Here is a 17,167-nt window from a genome sequence, read left to right as displayed (position 1 = left end):
GAACCTTAGCGGCGCAGCTGCGCCTCGCGCGCGGCCTTCAGCCGGGCGAAATCGTCGCCGGCGTGGTGCGACGAACGCGTCAGCGGCGAAGACGACACCATCAGGAAGCCCTTGGCCCGGGCGATCGCCTCATAGGCCTTGAACTCTTCCGGCGTGACGAACCGGTCGATGGCGGCGTGTTTGCGCGTCGGCTGCAGGTACTGGCCGATGGTGATGAAGTCGACGCCGGCGGACCGCATGTCGTCCATCACCTGCATGACCTCTTCCTTGGTCTCACCCAGGCCGACCATGATGCCGGACTTGGTGAACTGTTCCGGGTCGCGCTCCTTGACCATCTGCAGCAGGCGCAGACTATGAAAGTAGCGTGCGCCCGGCCGGATCTTCAGATACAGGCGCGGAACGGTCTCGAGGTTGTGGTTGAAGACGTCCGGCTTGGCGTCGATCATCACCGCCGCCGCCCCGTCCTTGCGCAAGAAGTCGGGCGTCAGGATCTCGATGGTCGTGTTCGGCGCCTGAAGGCGGATCTGGCGCACCACCTCTGCGAAGTGAGCCGCCCCGCCGTCCGCCACATCGTCGCGGTCAACCGAGGTGATCACCACGTGGTTCAGCCCCATCTGCCCCACCGCCAGCCCGACCTTGCCCGGCTCTTCCGGGTCCAGCGGCTGGGGCAGGCCTGTCTTGACGTTGCAGAAGGCGCAGGCCCGCGTGCAGGTGTCGCCCATGATCATCAGGGTGGCGTGCTTCTGGCTCCAGCACTCGCCGATGTTCGGGCAGGCCGCCTCTTCGCAGACCGTGTGCAGACCCTTGGAGCGGACGATGTCCTTGGTGGCATTATACTGGCCCGAGCCGGGCGCCTTGACGCGCAGCCAGTCGGGCTTTTTCAGAACGACCGACTCCGGACGGTTCTGCTTTTCCGGGTGGCGCAGCTCCGACGGCTTGCGCTGAAGGGTGTCGATCAGGGTGACCATGGCCGGTATTTCGGCCTTCCGACGTCCAATGGCAAGCCACAGGCGGTTACAGATGATGGCGCGCTTGGGAACTCACGCCGCGTAACCTATCTTTTCAAGACGCCGTCGCGTCATTAATGACGGACGCCCGACAACAGAGAGGGCCCCTCGCGCCCTCCGCAGGAGACGCGTTTGCGCCAGGCCCTCGATCCCTCGCTGTACGACACCTCGCTGATCGACGCGTTGATCGATGCGCGCGCCCGCTTCGGCGACAAGGAAATCCTGGAGGACCAGGATCGCCATCCCCTCACCTACACCGGCCTGATCCGCGCCGCCTTCGTCCTGGGCCGCAAGATCGCGCACATGACCGAGCTGGGCGAACGGGTGGCCATCCTGCTGCCGTCGTCCATGGGCGTCGTCGTCACCTTCTTCGGCCTGCACGCGCATGGCCGCGTGCCGGTCATGCTCAACTTCACCGCCGGCGAGGCCAATCTGAAAGCCGCCATCAAGGCCTCGGGCGTCAAGAAGGTCCTGACCGCCAAACGCTTCATCGACCAGGCCAAGCTTGACGACCTGATCGTCGAACTGAAAACGGTCGCCGAAGTCGTCTGGCTGGACGACGTGCGAAAGACCATCGGCCTGGCCGACAAGCTGTACGGCCTCGCCGCCGGCGCCGCGCCCAAGCGTTTCCGCGTCAAGACCGATCCGGACTCGCCGGGCGTCGTCCTGTTCACTTCGGGCAGTTTCGGCACGCCCAAGGGCGTGGTGCTGAGCCAGAAGAACCTGGTCGCCAACGCCCGTCAGGTCGCGGCTCATATCGACCTGCTGCCGGAATGGGTAATGTTCAATCCCCTGCCCACCTTCCACTGTTTCGGCCTGACCGGCGGGGTCATCCTGCCGCTGCTTCAAGGCTTGAAGGCCTTCCAGTATCCGTCGCCGCTGCACGCCAAACAGATCACCGACCTGCTGCCCCAGGTGAACGCCTCGATCCTGTTCGCCACCGACACCTTCCTGAACCAGTACGGCCGCGTCGCCGAGGCCGACGATTTCGCCACCCTGAAGTTCGTGGTCGCCGGCGCCGAGAAGGTCCGCGAGGAAACCCGCAACCTGTTCAACACCAAGTTCGGCGGCGTCGAACTGCTGGAAGGCTACGGCGCAACCGAAGCCTCGCCGGTCGTCGCCGTCAACCACCCGGACCGCAACGCCCCCGGCACGGTCGGCCAGATCCTGCCGGGTCTGGACTGGAAGCTGGAGCCGGTCGAAGGCATCGCAGACGGCGGCCGCCTTTATCTGCGCGGGCCCAATGTGATGAGCGGCTATGTCACCTCGGCCGAGCCGCTGGAATGGTCGCCTGTCGAAGACGACTGGCTGGACACCGGCGACATCGTCGATGTGGACGCCGAGGGCTACATCACCATCAAGGGCCGCGCCAAACGCTTCGCCAAGATCGGAGGCGAAATGGTCTCCCTGACGGCGGTCGAGGGCATCGCCGGCGCGGTCTGGCCGGACCAGCGCCACGCCGTCGTCTCCATCCCCGACACCCGCAAGGGCGAAAAACTGGTCCTGGTCACCGACCACGCCGAGGCCGAGGTCGCCCCCCTGGCCGAATGGGCCCGCGCCAACGGCGCCCCCGAGCTGATCGTGCCCAAGAAGATCGTCAAGGTCGCCGAAGTCCCTGTCCTGGGCAGCGGCAAGACCGACTATGTGACGATCCAGAAGATGGTCGAAAGCGCCTGATTTTTCACCTCCCCGTTCGCGCAGGCGAACGGAGAGGTGAAGATCACCCGATCCGCACGCCCGTCATCGAGATCGACCCGCCGTCGATGCTGTCGTTGAAAAAGCTCACCGGCTCGCCCGGCGCCTGCTGGGCGGCAATATACAGCACCGGCAGGAAATGTTCGTCGGTCGGCACGCTCAGTTGCGCGTCCTCAGCCAGCCCCACCCAGTCGATCAGGGCCTCGTGGTCGCCTCTCTCGAAAGCCGCCTTCACCGCCTCGTTGAACCCGGTCGCCCAGGCATAGGGCTGGCCCCCCGGCTCCCGCTTCCAGGTCCGCAGATTGTGGACGAAGTCGCCCGAGCCGGCGATGACGATCCCCTCGTCCCGCAGCGGCCTCAGAGCCTTGCCCAACTCATAGTGCTGACGCGCCGTCAGCTCCCGGTTCAGCGACAGCTGCACCACCGGCACATCGGCGTCCGGCCAGACATGGCACAGCACCGACCAGGTTCCGTGATCCAGACCCCATTGGGTCGTCTGCACCGCCCCGGTCAGTTCCGCGACCTGGGCCACCAGTTCAGGCGACCCAGGTGCGGGATATTGAAACTCATGAAGTTCACGCGGGAAGTTCCCGAAATCATGGATGGTTTTGGGCCGCTCCTGCGCGGTGACGCCCAGCCCGCGCGTCTCCCAATGGGCGGAGATCATCACCACCCCCTGCGGCCTGCCCACAGCTTCGCCCAGGTCGCGCCAGGCGGCCCCATAGGGACCGCCCAGAGCGTTCATCGGCGAACCGTGACCGAAGAAGACTGCGGGCTGGCGCATCGGATCAGCCGAACTGCTTCTTGGCGATCTCGGCGATGTGGCGACCTTGGAAGCGGGCGCCGTCCAGTTCGTTCTCGCTGGGCATCCGCGAACCGTCGCCCTTGGTCAGGGTGGTGGCGCCATAGGGGCTGCCGCCGGTGATCTCGTCCATGTTCATCTGGCCTTGGAAGGAATAGGGCAGGCCCACGACGATCAATCCATGGTGCATCAGGGTCTGGACCAGGCCCATCAGGGTCGTTTCTTGGCCGCCGTGCTGGGTCGCCGTCGAAGTGAAGGCGCCGCCCACCTTGCCGACCAGAGCGCCGTTGAACCAAAGGCCGCCGGTCTGATCCAGGAAGTTGCGCATCTGGGAGGCGACGGTGCCGAAACGCGTGCCGGCGCCGATGATGATGGCGTCATAGTTGGCCAGGTCCTCGACCTTGGCGATAGGCGCCGCCTGGTCCAGCTTGTAACCGGACGCCTTGGCCAGTTCCTCGGGCACCAGTTCGGGCACGCGCTTGATATCGACGACGGCGCCTTCGATCTGCCGCGCGCCCTCGGCGACCGCTTCCGCCATGGCTTCGATATGGCCGTAGGTGGAATGATAAAGGACGAGAATCTTGGGCATCAGAAGAACTCCATTGGGTGACTGGGCCATTATTCGCAACAATGACCATTGCTAATCTGGCGCGCCGCCTGCCTTGGCGCAAGCCCCCCTTCACGCTTCAGCGCGCAAACGGGCGATTGGCTTCATGAAATTTTGCTGGATGTTCAGGGCGCGAACGCCGGATCCCAAGGCCGCACATATTCCCAGTGCCAGGGCTCATAGACATAGGGCACGAAGCCAAACCGCCCGGCGTTGGCGACCAGCCAGTGATAGGTTGCCCCCCGCGCCATATGTTCTCGACTGGCCGGCGCGGTCGAATCAACGCCCCGCCCCAGCGCCTGGCCGACATACATATCAACCGCCGTCCCCGTCCGGTGCGGTGAACAGACCGCCCGGCGTAGACCGTCGCAATTGCCCTGCTGGGCGCATCGGGCAGCGTCCGCCTCGGGATCGCGAAAGCCCGAGAAGATCTGCAGCAGTTCGGGATCGGCGGCGACCTCTGGAACCTCCGCACGCGCGGCTTCGACCAGGCGGCGATAGGCGTCCAGCACGTCACGGCGGAGCAACCGGGTCAGCCGGTCGGCGTGTTCTTCCGAGGCGACCAGATAGCCCAGCTGATTGATCGGCGGCGGATCGGGACATTCCCCTCGGGTCCGCGCCATCACGAACGGCCGGCGCTCCTGCCACAAACCTCGCAACACTTGGAAGGTGGCGGCGTCGAACAGGCCGGTCGGGGTCAGGCCATGGGTCTGCTGGAACCCCGCCAGCTGCGAGGCGAAGATCGGCGTGCCGGGTCCGCACTGGGTGTGCAGCTCCTGCTGGATCAGCGGGACATAGGTCCTCCAGCCGTACTCGGTCGCCCCGAACGGCGCCCACTCCAGTCCATAGGCCGAGGCCGCATTGGCCAGGGCCTCCTCGCCCCAGACGTCGGCGTTGGTATGGCACGGCCCCGCCGCGCGCGCTGCGCCGGCGAAGGCCAGAACCAGCCAGATCGTCAGAAACGCGAGAAGACTTCGCCACATCTCCCCAGCAAGCCTCAAGCGGCCCTCAGGAGCAAGCGCGCAGACGGCCTTCCGCCCGAATCCGACTCCGCTCCCGCGTCCAAACCTGCAATCTTGCGTCGGCCCGACTCATCCGGGCTGTCCCGGACCCGTCGCATGACCGCCGCCGCCGCGCCCCGTCGCTCCAACGCCGTGCTCGCCGCCTTCTCCGGCCCCTGCCTGCCGCTGGCGGCCTTTGGCGTCGCCCTGCCCGTCACCCTGCCGGAGTTCTACGCCACCCACGTCGGGCTTGAGCTGGGCGTGGTCGCGACCGTCTTCATGGCCGTGCGTCTGATCGACATCGTCTTCGATCCCTTCCTCGGCTGGGGCATGGACAAGACCAAGACCCGGTTCGGCCGCTATCGCCCCTGGATGGCGATCTCGACGCCGATGCTGATGCTGGCGGCCCTGATGATGTTCGTCGTGGTTCAGCCGGGCGCGCCGCCGATCTACTTGTTCGGCTGGCTGCTGTTTCTCTACCTCGGCTTCTCCATCGGCACCCTGGGCCAGTTGGGCTGGGCCGCCGTTCTCGCGCCGCAATATGATCAGCGCAGCCGCGTCTACGGCTGGTGGCAGGTGTTCAACATCATCGGCGTGGTGCTGATCCTGGTCCTGCCGACCGTGGTGGTCCAGACCGGCATCGGAACCTATGCCGACGGGGTGCGGATCATGGGCTGGGGCATCATCATCGCCCTGCCGGTCACCATCGGCCTGGCCATGGTCGCCGTACCCGAGCCCGTCACCGCCGGGGATCAACCGCACGGCAGTCTCGCCGCCTATCTGGCCCTGCTGAAGACGCCCGTGGTGCGCAAGCTGCTGATCGCCGATCTGCTGCTGGGCGTGGCGCCGGGCATCACCGGTTCGCTGCTGTTCTTCTTCTTCGGCCAAATCCGCGGCTATGATCACACCGAGGCCGGGCTGTTCATGCTGTTCTATTTCGTCGCCGGCCTGTGCGGCGCCCCCTTCTGGGCTTGGCTGGCGACCCGGGTCGGCAAGGACCGGGGCCTGGCGATCGCCAGCCTCGTCTCGGCCGTCCTTTACGTCGGCGCCACCCTGGTCCCCGGCGGCAATTTCGTCCTGACCGCCGTGGTCATGTTCATCGCCGGCCTGCCCTACGCCGCCGGCCTGTTCCTGACCCGCGCCATGATGGCCGACGCCGGCGACCAGGAGCGGTTCGAGACCGGCGTCGACCGCACCGGCCTGATGCTGTCCATCCTCTCGGCCACCACCAAGATCGGCCACGTCGTCGCCCTCGTGCCCTATCTGATCCTCCAGTGGGTCGGCTTCCGCGCCGTTCCCGGCCCGGACGGCAACAGCGACACCGCCCTGCTGACGCTGCAGATCCTCTTCATCCTGATCCCCGGCGTATTGCTTGTGCTGGCCGGCTGGGCGCTGAAGAATTACCCCCTGACCGCCGCCCGCCACAACGAGATCCGCCAGGCCCTCGACGCCCGCGACGCGGGAGCCAAGGCGTGACGCCCATCGACCGCCTGCTGGGCATCATGCAGACCCTGCGCGACCCGGACGGCGGCTGCCCCTGGGACGTGGAGCAGACCTTCGCCACCATCGCCCCCTATACGATCGAAGAGGCCTACGAGGTCGCCGACGCCATCGAGCGCAACGACCTGAACGAGCTGAAGGGCGAACTGGGCGACCTGCTGTTCCAGGTCGTCTTCCACGCCCGCATGGCCGAGGAACAGGGCCTGTTCGCCTTCGACGACGTGGTCACGGCCATCGCCGACAAGCTGGAACGCCGCCACCCCCACGTCTTCGGCGACGAAGCCCAACGGTCTTCAAAAGAACAGACCGTCGCCTGGGAAGCCATCAAGGCCGCCGAACGCAAGGACCGCAAAAAGCCCGGCGTCCTCGACGACGTCCCCGTCGGCCTGCCCGCCCTGACCCGCGCCGCCAAGCTGACCAAGCGCGCCGGCCGCGTCGGCTTCGACTGGCCCTCGACCGACGAGGTGTTCGACAAGCTGGCCGAAGAGGTGGCGGAACTGCGCGTCGAGATCGCCGCCGGCGATAAGGCCAAGGCGCGCGAGGAGCTGGGCGACCTGCTGTTCGTCGTCGCCAACCTGGCCCGCAAGCTGGACGTCGAGCCCGAAGACGCCCTGCGCGCGACCAACGCCAAGTTCGTGCGCCGCTTCGGCTTCATCGAGGCTGAACTGGCTAAGGACGGCCGCACCCCCGACCAATCGACGCTGGAGGAGATGGACCGCCTCTGGGACGCCGCAAAGGTCGCCGAGAAGGCCGGCTCGCCATCCTGAGCCGCCGCATGCCCTACGACCTGATCATCTTCGACTACGACGGCGTCGTCGCCGACAGCGAGGTGCTGAACAGCACCGTCATGGCCGAGCAGCTGACCGCCATCGGCCTGCCCACCAGCCTGGACGATGTCCTCGCCGCCTATACGGGCAAGCGCTGGCGCGACAACCGGCCGGCGGTCGAGGCCGCCCTGGGCCGGCCCTGCCCCGAAGATTTCCACACGACCTGGTTCGCGACCTGCCGCGCCCGCGCGCCGATCCACCTCAAGCCCGTCCCCGGCATGATCGACTTCGTCGCCGCCCGGTCCGAAGCCCGTTGCATCGCCTCGTCCAGCGGCCCCGACTGGATCGGCGTCGGCCTGGACCTGTTCGGCCTGACCGACCATTTCGACGGCGCCGTCTTCACCGGCCTGGTGGTCGAGCGCGGCAAGCCCCACCCCGACATCTTCCTGCACGCCGCCGACAGCATGGGCGTCGACCCGGCCCGCGTCCTGGTGATCGAGGACAGCGAGGCGGGCGTCACCGCCGGAGTCGCCGCCGGCATGACCGTGGTCGGCCTGACCGCCGGCGGCCATATCCGCGACGGCCACGCCGACCGGCTGGTCGCGCGCGGGGCCCACCATATCGCCGACAGCTACGCCGCCGTCGCCGCCTTCATGGATCGCTAGACGTCGCTCCCGCCGGCTTGCGCGTGGCAAACCGCCGGTAACCCAATCTCTATACCTGGGCTTTAGGCTTCGCCGTACAGCATCGGCTCGATGGGATGACACTCAGGCGAGGGAGCGGGCGAGTGAACGACGACAAGCATAGCTGCACGGGGGGTTACGACGCCCCGCCGACGCGCCCCCGCGAGGAGGCCCAGACCCGCGAAGCCTACGCGGGCGGATCACACGCCGGCAGTGCGCCAGGCCTGGGCGGCCTGTTCGCACAGGGCCTCGTCCTGCTGTTGGCGTTCTGCTGGATCTTCGACCAGGTCGCCTTGAAGTAACGACCGAAAGACCCGTCCTAAGCCGCCGGCGGACCTGACGATCAGGCCGCCACGACCTCTTCCTTCGCCGGAACCGTGCGGATCATATAGTCGAAGGCCGCCAGCCCCGCCTTGGAGCCCTCGCCCATCGCCACCACGATCTGCTTGTAGGGCACGGTCGTCACGTCGCCCGCGCCGAAGATGCCCGGCTGGGACGTCTCGCCTCGGTGATCCACCTCGATCTCGCCGCGCGTCGTCAGGCCTACGGCGCCTTTCAGCCATTCGGTGTTCGGCACCAGGCCGATCTGGACAAAGACGCCTTCCAGATCGACGTCGTGATGAGCGTCGGAGTTGCGGTCCTTGTAGGACAGGCCCGTCACCTTCTCGCCGTCGCCGTGCACCTGGGTCGTCAGGGCCGAGGTGACGATCCGCACGTTCGGCAGGGTCGCCAGCTTGCGTTGCAGCACCGCATCGGCCCGCAACTCGCTGTCGAACTCGATCAGGGTCACATGGGCCACGATGCCCGCCAGGTCGATGGCCGCCTCGACGCCCGAGTTGCCGCCGCCGATCACCGCCACCCGCTTGCCCTTGAACAGCGGCCCGTCGCAGTGCGGGCAATAGGCCACGCCCTTGTTCTTGTACTGGTCCTCGCCCGGCACATTCATCTGGCGCCAGCGCGCGCCGGTGGCCAGGATGACGGTCCGCGACTTCAGGCTCGCGCCGTTCTCCAGCACCACCTCGTGCAGTCCGCCCGGAACCTTGGCCGGCACCAGCTTGGCCGCCTTTTGCAGGTTCATGATGTCCACCTCATATTCGCGGACATGCTGTTCCAGATGGGCGGCCAGTTTCGGCCCCTCGGTATGGGGCACCGAGATGAAGTTCTCGATCGCCATGGTGTCCAGCACCTGGCCCCCGAACCGCTCGGCCGCGATGCCGGTACGGATGCCCTTGCGCGCGGTATAGATCGCGGCCGCCGCCCCGGCGGGGCCGCCGCCGATGACCAGGACGTCGAACGGATCCTTGGCCTTCAGCCGTTCGGCGGCCCGCGCCTCGGCGCCCGAATCCAGCCTGGCGACGATCTGCTCCAGCTCCATCCGGCCCTGACCGAATAGTTCGCCGTTCAGGAAGACCGTCGGCACGGCCATGATCTTGCGGTCCTCGACCTCGTCCTTGAACAGGCCGCCCTCGATGGCGACGTGTTTGATGCGCGGGTTCAGCACGCTCATCAGGTTCAGGGCCTGCACCACGTCGGGGCAGTTCTGGCACGACAGCGAGAAATAGGTCTCGAACACATAGTCGCCGTCCAGGTCCTTGACCTGCTGGATCACCTCCTGCGCCGCCTTGGACGGATGGCCGCCGACGTGCAGCAGGGCCAGCACCAGCGAGGTGAACTCGTGGCCCAGCGGAATGCCCGCGAACCGCACGCCGATGTCCGTGCCCTTCCTGCGGATCAGGAAGCTGGGCTGGCGCTCGTCGTCATAGTCGCGCCCCATCTCGACCTTGCCGTGCGAGACCGAGACGATTTCCTCCAGCAGGGTCTTCAACTCGATCGACTTCGGCCCGGCGCCCAGCGAGGCGACCAGTTCGACCGGATGGACGATGTTCTTCAGATAGGCCTCGAGCTGAGATTTCAGATTGGCGTCCAGCATGGGAGAGGTCCTTGAAACAGTTGAACTCATGACGCCTGCAAGCCCGACCGCGGGCGAGGCGAGACATGAAGAAGAATGTCGGCGGGGGCTGGAAACGCAACGCGCCCCCGCCGACGGACGGGTCCGGCGCCGGGCCGGACCCGATGGGTCGCATCGGTCTTAGATCTTGCCGACGAGATCGAGCGACGGGGCCAGGGTGGCTTCGCCTTCTTCCCACTTGGCCGGGCAGACTTCACCCGGGTGCGAGCGCACATATTGCGCGGCCTTGACCTTGCGCAGCAGTTCGGCGGCGTTGCGGCCGATGCCTTCCGAAGTGGTCTCGGTGAACTGGATCACGCCGTCCGGATCGACCAGGAAGGTCGCACGGTCGGCCAGGCCCACGCCCGGACGCATGGCGTCGAAGTTGTTGGTCACGAGGCCCGAGGGGTCGCCCAACATGGTGTAGGTGATCTTGCCGATGGCCGGCGACGAGTCGTGCCAGGCCTTGTGCGAGAAATGGGTGTCGGTCGACACCGAATAGATCTCGACGCCCAGCTTCTGGAACTCGGCGTAGTGGTCGGCTAGGTCTTCCAGCTCGGTCGGGCAGACGAAGGTGAAGTCGGCCGGATAGAAGAAGAAGATCGCCCACTTGCCCGCCACATCGGCGTCCGTGACCGTCAGGAACTTGCCGTCCTTATAGGCCTCAGCCGTGAAGGGTTTGATGGTCGTGTTGATAAGGGCCATGCAGGGCCTCCATTTACGCAAGAGATTGGGGAGGCCCGTTTCCTACCGCACCGCAGCAGATAAACCCAATCACTTATTTGCAGGCGCGTGATAGATTTTATTTATAGACCCCTATTGCCTTGAGTGGGTGATGCTCGCCCAACTTCCCGGTTTGATTGTCATGCGCGCCGTCCTCAACTGGCTTCGCTCACAAGCCTCGGCGGCCTCGCGCCGCGCCCGGTTCAAATCGTCGCCGAAGCGGCCTATGTGAGCGGCGCTGACAAGGAGCCGCCTGTTGCTGATCGTCCTCTCTCCCGCCAAGCGGCTCGACTTCGCCGAAGCCGATCCAGCCATCCCCGGCACGGAACGCCGTTTTCTGGAGGACACCGCCAGCCTGTCCACGACCGCCCAGCGCCAGACCAAGGCCGATCTGCGTCGCCTGATGGGGATTTCCGACGATCTCGCCACCCTGAATGTCGAAAGATTCAAGGCCTTCGCCCCCGAATCAACTGACGGCGTCCAGGCCGCCTTCGCCTTCGCCGGCGACGTCTATGAGGGCCTGAAGGCGCGCGAACTGGACGCCCGGGCCCTCGATTTCGCCCAGGACCGGCTGCGCATCCTGTCCGGCTTCTACGGCCTGCTGCGCCCGCTGGACCGGATCCAGCCCTATCGGCTGGAAATGGGCACGCGGCTCAAGACCCGGCGCGGCTCCAGCCTTTACGACTTCTGGGGCGACAGGATTTCGAAACAGCTGAACGCCGACGCCGAAGGTCACGCCGACCCGACCCTGGTCAATCTCGCCAGCCAGGAATATTTCGGCGCCGTCGACGCCAAGGCCCTGAAACTGCCGGTCGTCACCCCCCAGTTCCGCGAACAGAAAAACGGCGAGAGCCGCATCATCTCCTTCTTCGCCAAGAAGGCCCGGGGCGCCATGACCCGGTTCGCTATCGACGAGCGGGTGGAACGGGTCGAGGATCTCAAGGCTTTCGACCGCGACGGCTACAAGTTCGACAAGGCCGCCTCGACCGAAAACGAGTGGATATTCATCAGATCGGGAAATTCTTGATCCCCGCCCCCTCCTCCCGCTAGTCTCTCGCCAAAGAACCAAAGGGCGGATCCATGTTCAACTGGTCGAAGTCATCCAAGGGGCCCGGCGCCGCCCACGGCGACGCCCCGGTCTTTCGCGACATCGGCGACCTCAAGGGCCAGGTCGCGGTCATTTCGGGCTCGACCTCGGGCATAGGCCTGGCCCTGGCGCGGGCGGTGGCGGCGCGCGGCGGCGATGTGGTGCTGAACGGTCTGGGCGATCCGGCCGAGATCGAACGCACCCGCGCCGGGCTGGAGGCCTCGTCCAGCGGCCGGGTCCGCTATCACGCCGCAAACATGACGCGCGGCGAAGAGATCGCCGACATGGTCGCCTTCGCCAAGCACGAGTTCGGTCGGCTCGACATCCTGGTCAACAACGCCGGCATCCAGCACGTCGAATCCGTCGAGAAATTCCCCACTGACAAGTGGGAGCAGATCATCGCAATCAACCTGTCCTCGGCCTTCTACGCCACGCGGGCGGCCATCCCGATCATGAAGGCCCAGGGGCGCGGTCGGATCATCAACATGGCCTCGGCCCACGGCCTGGTCGCCAGCCCGTTCAAGTCGGCCTATGTCGCGGCCAAGCACGGGATCGTCGGCTTCACCAAGACCGTCGCCCTGGAACTGGCCCAGGACAATATCACCTGCAACGCCATCTGCCCCGGCTTCGTCGAGACCCCGATCGTCGAGAAACAGATCGCCGATCAGGCCCGCACCCGCGGCCTGACCAAGGAGCAGGTGCTGAAGGACGTGATCCTGGCGGCCCAGCCGACCAAACAGTTCGTGACCACCGACCAGCTGGCGGGCCTCTTCCTCTATCTGGTCAGCGACCTCGGCGCCTCGGCCAATGGCGCCAGCTTCTCCATCGACGGCGGCTGGACCGCGCAATAGACCAATGATCTAGGGAGCGGCGGCATGGCGATCTTCAAACGCAAGGCCGCCGAACCGGCGGACATCGTCGCCGTTCCATCGGGGCGGCGCCCCCTGTCCCTGGCGCTGCAAGGCGGCGGCTCCCACGGCGCCTTCCAGTGGGGCGTCCTCGACCGGCTGCTCGAAGACGACCGGTTCGATTTCCGCGCCGTCTCGGGCGTCTCGGCCGGCGCCATGAACGGGACGGCCCTGGTCTCGGGTCTCGCCGCCGGCGACGCCCGCGCCGCCCTCGACAAGCTCTGGCGCGAGATCAACCAGTCCGGCGGCCGCAACGTCTTCGGCGACAGCGCCCTGTGGAACCCGGCCCAGGCTCCCGACTGGATCAAGGACACGCCGCTGTGGCGCGCCGGCGAAAGCCTGGCCCTGTCCATGAGCCCCTACGAATTCAATCCCCTGAACCACAATCCTCTGAAGCGGGTTCTGAAGGCGGCGGTCGATTTCGGCGCAGTCCAGGCCTCTGACATCAAACTGTTCGTCGCCGCCACCGCCGTCCGTCAGGCCCGGGCCCGCGTCTTCGAGACCCGCGAGATCAGCGCCGACGTCCTGATGGCCTCGGCCTGCCTGCCCCACCTGTTCCAGGCGGTCGAGATCGAGGGCGAACCCTATTGGGACGGCGGCTATCTGACCAATCCCCCCCTGTGGCCCCTGACCGGCGACGACACGCCCGACGACGTCCTTCTGGTGACCCTGAACCCCATGGTCCGTGAGGAGACCCCGCGCGCCGCCGGCGACATCGTCGACCGGCTGAACGAAATCGTCTTCAACGCCCCCCTGATCGCCGAACTGCGCGCCATCGCCATGGCCGCAGAGATGATCGCCGACGGCCAGCTGAAACACGGCGCCGGCGCCTATCGCCAGGTCCGGCTCCACGCCATCGAGGCGGACGGCTGGCTGGCGGACCTGTCGCTCCGATCCAAGTTCAACACCGAATGGAGCTTCCTCAACGACCTCAAGAGCCGGGGTCGCGCCGCCGCCGAAGACTGGCTGGCCACCTGCCTGCCCTGCGTGGGACGTCAATCCAGCGTCGATCTCCAGGCCCGGTTCGGCTGAGGCGGCTTTCGCCCTAACCCACGAAACCGGCGGCGCGACGCAGCCGGTCATTGATCGCTTCGCCCAGCCCCTGGACCGGGATAGGCGACACGGCGATGCCCGCAGGATGCGTCCGATCCGCTTCCCGGAACAATCGGAACAGGTTGGCGGCCGCTTCTCGCAGATCGCCCGACGGACTCAGGCTCCAGCGCGGCTCCCCCACCCCGGCCCCGAAGCCCAGCAGGACCTCGCCCTCACGGGGTTCGACCACATCGATCCGCACCGGGGCGTCCGGCGCATAGTGGACGGCAAGCCGCCCCGGCGACCTGTGCCCCTCGCCGCCCTCCGCCAACACCCCGACCACGGCCTCGATCTCGGCGCGGGTCACGGCGCCCGGTCGCAGCAGCGACACCCGTCCGCCCAGCACCGATACGACCGTGCTCTCCAGTCCCACCGCGCACGGCCCGCCGTCCACGGCCGCCGTTACGGCGAACCCGGTCTCCTCCACGGCGTCGGCGAAGGTCGTCGGGCTGGGCCGCCCCGACCGATTGGCCGAGGGCGCCACGACGGGTCCGCCGAAGGCCGACAGGACGGCTCTCGCCCCCGCATGGCCCGGAACCCGGATAGCGACGCTGTCCAGCCCGGCCCGCGCCAGATCGCACACCCGGTCGCGATCCCGCACCGGCGTCACCAGGGTCAGCGGCCCCGGCCAGAAGGCCTCCGCCAAAGCCCGCGCCTGGGCGTCGAACACCCCGATCGCTTCCGCCGCCATGGCGTCGGCGACATGGGAAATCAGTGGGTTGAACCGCGGCCTCCCCTTGGCCTCGAAGATGGCCGCCACCGCCTCCGCCCGACCAGCGTCCGCGCCCAGCCCATAGACGGTCTCGGTCGGCAGCAGGATCAGTTCGCCGCGCCGCAAGGCCTCTGCGGCCTGTTCAGGCGTGTCGCCGCCTCGCGGGCTCATGGCCGACGCGGGATCAGCGGGATCATCCGATGAAGCACGTTGTCACGATTGATAAATTGATGCTTCAGCGCACCCAGCACATGAAGCGCGATCAGGACATACAGCCCCTTCATCACCAGCTCATGCACGTCCATCAGCCGCCCCGCCGTCTCACGTCCGCCGCCGACCGGCAGCAGCGGCCAGTCGAACAGGCCGAACCAGGCGATCTCGCGCCCGGCGGCCGAGGACGCCAGCCAGCCGGTCATCGGCATGGCGATCAGGACCACATAGAACAGCACATGGGTCGCCCGCGCCGTCCATTTTTGCCAGCGCGGCGTCTCGACCGGCAGGGGAATGGCCGGGTGCGCCAGTCGCCAGCCGATTCGCGCCAGGGTCAGGACCAGGATCGTGATCCCCACCGACTTGTGCAGCATGACGAACTGACCCGACAGAGGCCCTTCGGTGTTCTCATGGGCGGTGATCAGCAGCACCTGCGTCAGAACGCCCAGTGCGATGATCCAGTGCAGCGCCAGGGACACCGTGGAATAGCGATTGCGGGGCTCGGCCATGACTTCCATTCCGTTGCGGCAGGGCGCCAGTGTGCCCTGACGAAGGCCCCCGCGCCAAGTCGCTTGCTAGATCAGGCGACCAACAGGCACTTAGGCCTGAAGACAGATCGAGGAAACCCATGAGCTACCGCGCCCCCGTTCGTGACCTGGCCTTCACCCTTGAGGCGATCGCCGGCATGGCCGACGTCTCCGCAACCGGCGCCTTCCCGGATTACGACAGCGATGTCGCCGGGGCGGTGCTGGAGGCGGCTGGCCAGTTCTCCGAAGAGGTGCTCGCCCCTCTGAACCGCATCGGCGATCAGCAAGGCTCTCATTATACGAACGGCGCCGTCACTGCCGCGCCCGGATTCGCCGACGCCTATCGCCAGTTCGCCGCCGGCGGCTGGACCGGCCTGTCCGCCCCCGCCGAGGTCGGAGGCCAGGCCCTGCCCAAGGCGCTGGAGCTGGCGGCCTATGAGACGGTCCATTCCGCCAACATGGCCTTCGGCCTCTGCCCCATGCTGTCCCTCGCCGCCATCGAGGCGCTGGACCAGGTCGGGACCGAGGACCAGAAGGCCAAATATCTGACCAAGCTGGTCAGCGGCGAATGGACCGGGGCCATGGTCCTGACCGAGCCGGGCGCGGGATCGGACCTGGGATCGCTGATCACCACGGCGACGCCGAACGGCGATGGGACCTACGCCCTGAACGGCCAGAAGATCTACATCACCTGGGGCGATCACGACGCCACCGACAACATCATCCACCTGGTGCTGGCTCGTCTGCCTGACGCGCCCAAGGGGCCCAAGGGCATCAGCCTGTTCCTGACGCCCAAGTTCGCGGTGAACGACGACGGAAGCCTGGGCGAGCGCAACGCCTTCCGCCCTGTCGGCGTCGAGCACAAGCTGGGCATCCACGCCTCCCCCACCTGCGTCATGAGCTATGAGGGCGCCCGCGCCGAACTGGTCGGTCGCCCGAACGAGGGCCTGGCCCATATGTTCGTGATGATGAACGCCGCCCGTCTCGCCGTCGGCGTCGAGGGCGTCGGCATCGCCGAGCGCGCCTATCAGCACGCCCTGGCCTATGCGCTGGACCGTCGCCAGGGCCGTTCGGTCTGGACCGGCGAGGCCAATGCTCCGATCTTCGACCATCCCGACGTGCGCCGGATGCTTAGCGTCATGAAGGCCAAGACCTCGGCCGCCCGCGCCATCTGCCTGTCGACGGGCGTCGCCGCCGACCTGGCCCGTCACGCCGGAACCGAGGAGGATCGCCGCCGCTGGAAGGCCCGCGAGGACCTGTTCACCCCCATCGCCAAGGCCTGGTCCACCGACGTCGGCTGCGAGGTCGCCTCCCTGGGCGTTCAGATCCACGGCGGCATGGGCTTCATCGAGGAGACCGGCGCCGCCCAATACTATCGCGACGCCCGCATCGCCCCGATTTACGAAGGCACCAACGGCATCCAGGCGATGGACCTGGTCGGTCGCAAACTGTCGATGGACGGCGGCGAGGCCGCCAAAGCCCTGATCGCCGATATGAAGGCGACCTTGACGCAGCTGGGCGTCCTCTATTCCGGCAAGCCCCTCGAGCGGTTCGCCACGGGCATTGAGGCGGTGCAGGACGCCACCCTCTGGCTCCTGGACCGCAAGGCCGACGCGGACGGCGCCGCCGATGTTCTCGCCGCCGCCGACGCCTATCTCAAACTGATGGGCGACGTGGTCGGGGGCTGGATGCTGGCCAAGGGCGCCCTGGCCGCCAAGGCGCGGCTGGACGCCGGCGAAGGCGATCCCGTCTGGCTGCAAGGCAAGCTGGACCTGTACGAGGTCTATGCCGCCAACGTCCTGGGCCATGTCTCCAGCCGCCTCGCGGCCGTGGGCCAGGGCGGCGATCTGCTGCAACGCCTGACCGCCGAAGCCCTGACCGGCTGAGGCGGCGAGCGC

Annotated in this window: 17 protein-coding genes; 9 read left to right on the top strand and 8 right to left on the bottom strand. The window is 67.0% G+C overall.

Annotated features, from left to right (window positions below; genetic code table 11):
• Positions 1-5 precede the first annotated feature (5 nt).
• A complete protein-coding gene (gene lipA / locus ACW170_RS11550) occupies positions 6-968 on the bottom strand; it encodes a lipoyl synthase (RefSeq protein ID WP_492086815.1) in 963 nt (320 codons plus the stop codon).
• A 171-nt stretch (positions 969-1,139) separates the two neighbouring features.
• Here lipA and ACW170_RS11545 point away from each other — a divergent pair, with 171 nt between their 5' ends.
• A complete protein-coding gene (locus ACW170_RS11545; RefSeq protein ID WP_492086814.1) occupies positions 1,140-2,684 on the top strand; it encodes an AMP-binding protein in 1,545 nt (514 codons plus the stop codon).
• Positions 2,685-2,727: 43 nt separating this feature from the next.
• Here ACW170_RS11545 and ygiD read toward each other — a convergent pair whose 3' ends face one another.
• The 3 genes from ygiD to ACW170_RS11530 form a co-directional block, all read right to left on the bottom strand.
• Positions 2,728-3,486 carry a 4,5-DOPA-extradiol-dioxygenase gene (ygiD, locus tag ACW170_RS11540; RefSeq protein ID WP_492086813.1) on the bottom strand — a complete coding sequence of 253 codons (759 nt, stop codon included), beginning with the start codon at positions 3,484-3,486 and terminating at the stop codon, positions 2,728-2,730.
• Positions 3,487-3,490: 4 nt separating this feature from the next.
• Entirely contained in the window at positions 3,491-4,093 is a 603-nt protein-coding gene (wrbA, locus tag ACW170_RS11535) for an NAD(P)H:quinone oxidoreductase (RefSeq protein ID WP_492086812.1), read from the bottom strand.
• Positions 4,094-4,236: 143 nt separating this feature from the next.
• The gene (locus tag ACW170_RS11530; protein WP_492086811.1) at positions 4,237-5,094 is read right to left on the bottom strand and encodes a D-alanyl-D-alanine carboxypeptidase family protein; all 858 of its coding nucleotides are present in this window, start codon (positions 5,092-5,094) and stop codon (positions 4,237-4,239) included.
• Between the two features lie 135 nt (positions 5,095-5,229).
• Here ACW170_RS11530 and ACW170_RS11525 point away from each other — a divergent pair, with 135 nt between their 5' ends.
• The 4 genes from ACW170_RS11525 to ACW170_RS11510 all read left to right on the top strand — a co-directional run bounded on the left by ACW170_RS11525 (position 5,230) and on the right by ACW170_RS11510 (position 8,364).
• Positions 5,230-6,588: an MFS transporter gene (locus ACW170_RS11525; RefSeq protein WP_492086810.1), complete on the top strand. Its 1,359-nt coding sequence runs from the start codon at positions 5,230-5,232 to the stop codon at positions 6,586-6,588.
• 26 nt (positions 6,589-6,614) lie between these two features.
• Positions 6,615-7,379 carry a nucleoside triphosphate pyrophosphohydrolase gene (gene mazG, locus ACW170_RS11520; RefSeq protein WP_492089171.1) on the top strand — a complete coding sequence of 255 codons (765 nt, stop codon included), beginning with the start codon at positions 6,615-6,617 and terminating at the stop codon, positions 7,377-7,379.
• An 8-nt stretch (positions 7,380-7,387) separates the two neighbouring features.
• The gene (locus ACW170_RS11515; protein ID WP_492086809.1) at positions 7,388-8,044 is read left to right on the top strand and encodes an HAD family hydrolase; all 657 of its coding nucleotides are present in this window, start codon (positions 7,388-7,390) and stop codon (positions 8,042-8,044) included.
• A 122-nt stretch (positions 8,045-8,166) separates the two neighbouring features.
• Positions 8,167-8,364: a hypothetical protein gene (locus ACW170_RS11510; protein ID WP_492086808.1), complete on the top strand. Its 198-nt coding sequence runs from the start codon at positions 8,167-8,169 to the stop codon at positions 8,362-8,364.
• 41 nt (positions 8,365-8,405) lie between these two features.
• On the opposite strand, the gene ahpF is transcribed toward ACW170_RS11510, so the two are convergent.
• Positions 8,406-9,992 carry an alkyl hydroperoxide reductase subunit F gene (gene ahpF / locus ACW170_RS11505; protein WP_492086807.1) on the bottom strand — a complete coding sequence of 529 codons (1,587 nt, stop codon included), beginning with the start codon at positions 9,990-9,992 and terminating at the stop codon, positions 8,406-8,408.
• Between the two features lie 159 nt (positions 9,993-10,151).
• Entirely contained in the window at positions 10,152-10,715 is a 564-nt protein-coding gene (gene ahpC / locus ACW170_RS11500) for an alkyl hydroperoxide reductase subunit C (protein ID WP_492025561.1), read from the bottom strand.
• 274 nt (positions 10,716-10,989) lie between these two features.
• Here ahpC and yaaA point away from each other — a divergent pair, with 274 nt between their 5' ends.
• The 3 genes from yaaA to ACW170_RS11485 are packed head-to-tail and all read left to right on the top strand — an operon-like array spanning position 10,990 to position 13,760.
• Positions 10,990-11,760 carry a peroxide stress protein YaaA gene (gene yaaA, locus ACW170_RS11495; protein ID WP_492086806.1) on the top strand — a complete coding sequence of 257 codons (771 nt, stop codon included), beginning with the start codon at positions 10,990-10,992 and terminating at the stop codon, positions 11,758-11,760.
• A 53-nt stretch (positions 11,761-11,813) separates the two neighbouring features.
• Positions 11,814-12,671: a 3-hydroxybutyrate dehydrogenase gene (locus tag ACW170_RS11490; RefSeq protein ID WP_492086805.1), complete on the top strand. Its 858-nt coding sequence runs from the start codon at positions 11,814-11,816 to the stop codon at positions 12,669-12,671.
• A 24-nt stretch (positions 12,672-12,695) separates the two neighbouring features.
• Entirely contained in the window at positions 12,696-13,760 is a 1,065-nt protein-coding gene (locus ACW170_RS11485) for a patatin-like phospholipase family protein (RefSeq protein WP_492086804.1), read from the top strand.
• Positions 13,761-13,773: 13 nt separating this feature from the next.
• Here the strand turns inward: ACW170_RS11485 and ACW170_RS11480 are convergent, their stop codons facing one another.
• Both ACW170_RS11480 and ACW170_RS11475 read right to left on the bottom strand, forming a co-directional pair.
• The gene (locus tag ACW170_RS11480; protein WP_492086803.1) at positions 13,774-14,703 is read right to left on the bottom strand and encodes an L-threonylcarbamoyladenylate synthase; all 930 of its coding nucleotides are present in this window, start codon (positions 14,701-14,703) and stop codon (positions 13,774-13,776) included.
• Positions 14,700-15,251 (bottom strand): cytochrome b, encoded by a 552-nt coding sequence (locus ACW170_RS11475; protein ID WP_492086802.1) that lies wholly within the window; start codon positions 15,249-15,251, stop codon positions 14,700-14,702. The genes ACW170_RS11480 and ACW170_RS11475 overlap by 4 nt, the downstream gene beginning before the upstream one ends.
• A 119-nt stretch (positions 15,252-15,370) precedes the next feature.
• On the opposite strand from ACW170_RS11475, the gene ACW170_RS11470 reads away from it, so the two are divergent.
• Complete coding sequence (locus ACW170_RS11470; protein ID WP_492086801.1) at positions 15,371-17,155, top strand: acyl-CoA dehydrogenase; 1,785 nt, start codon at positions 15,371-15,373, stop codon at positions 17,153-17,155.
• The last annotated feature ends 12 nt before the right edge of the window (positions 17,156-17,167 follow it).

Source organism: Brevundimonas sp. FV2ps16, from assembly GCF_058681075.1.
This window is presented reverse-complemented; position numbering and strand designations above follow the sequence as displayed.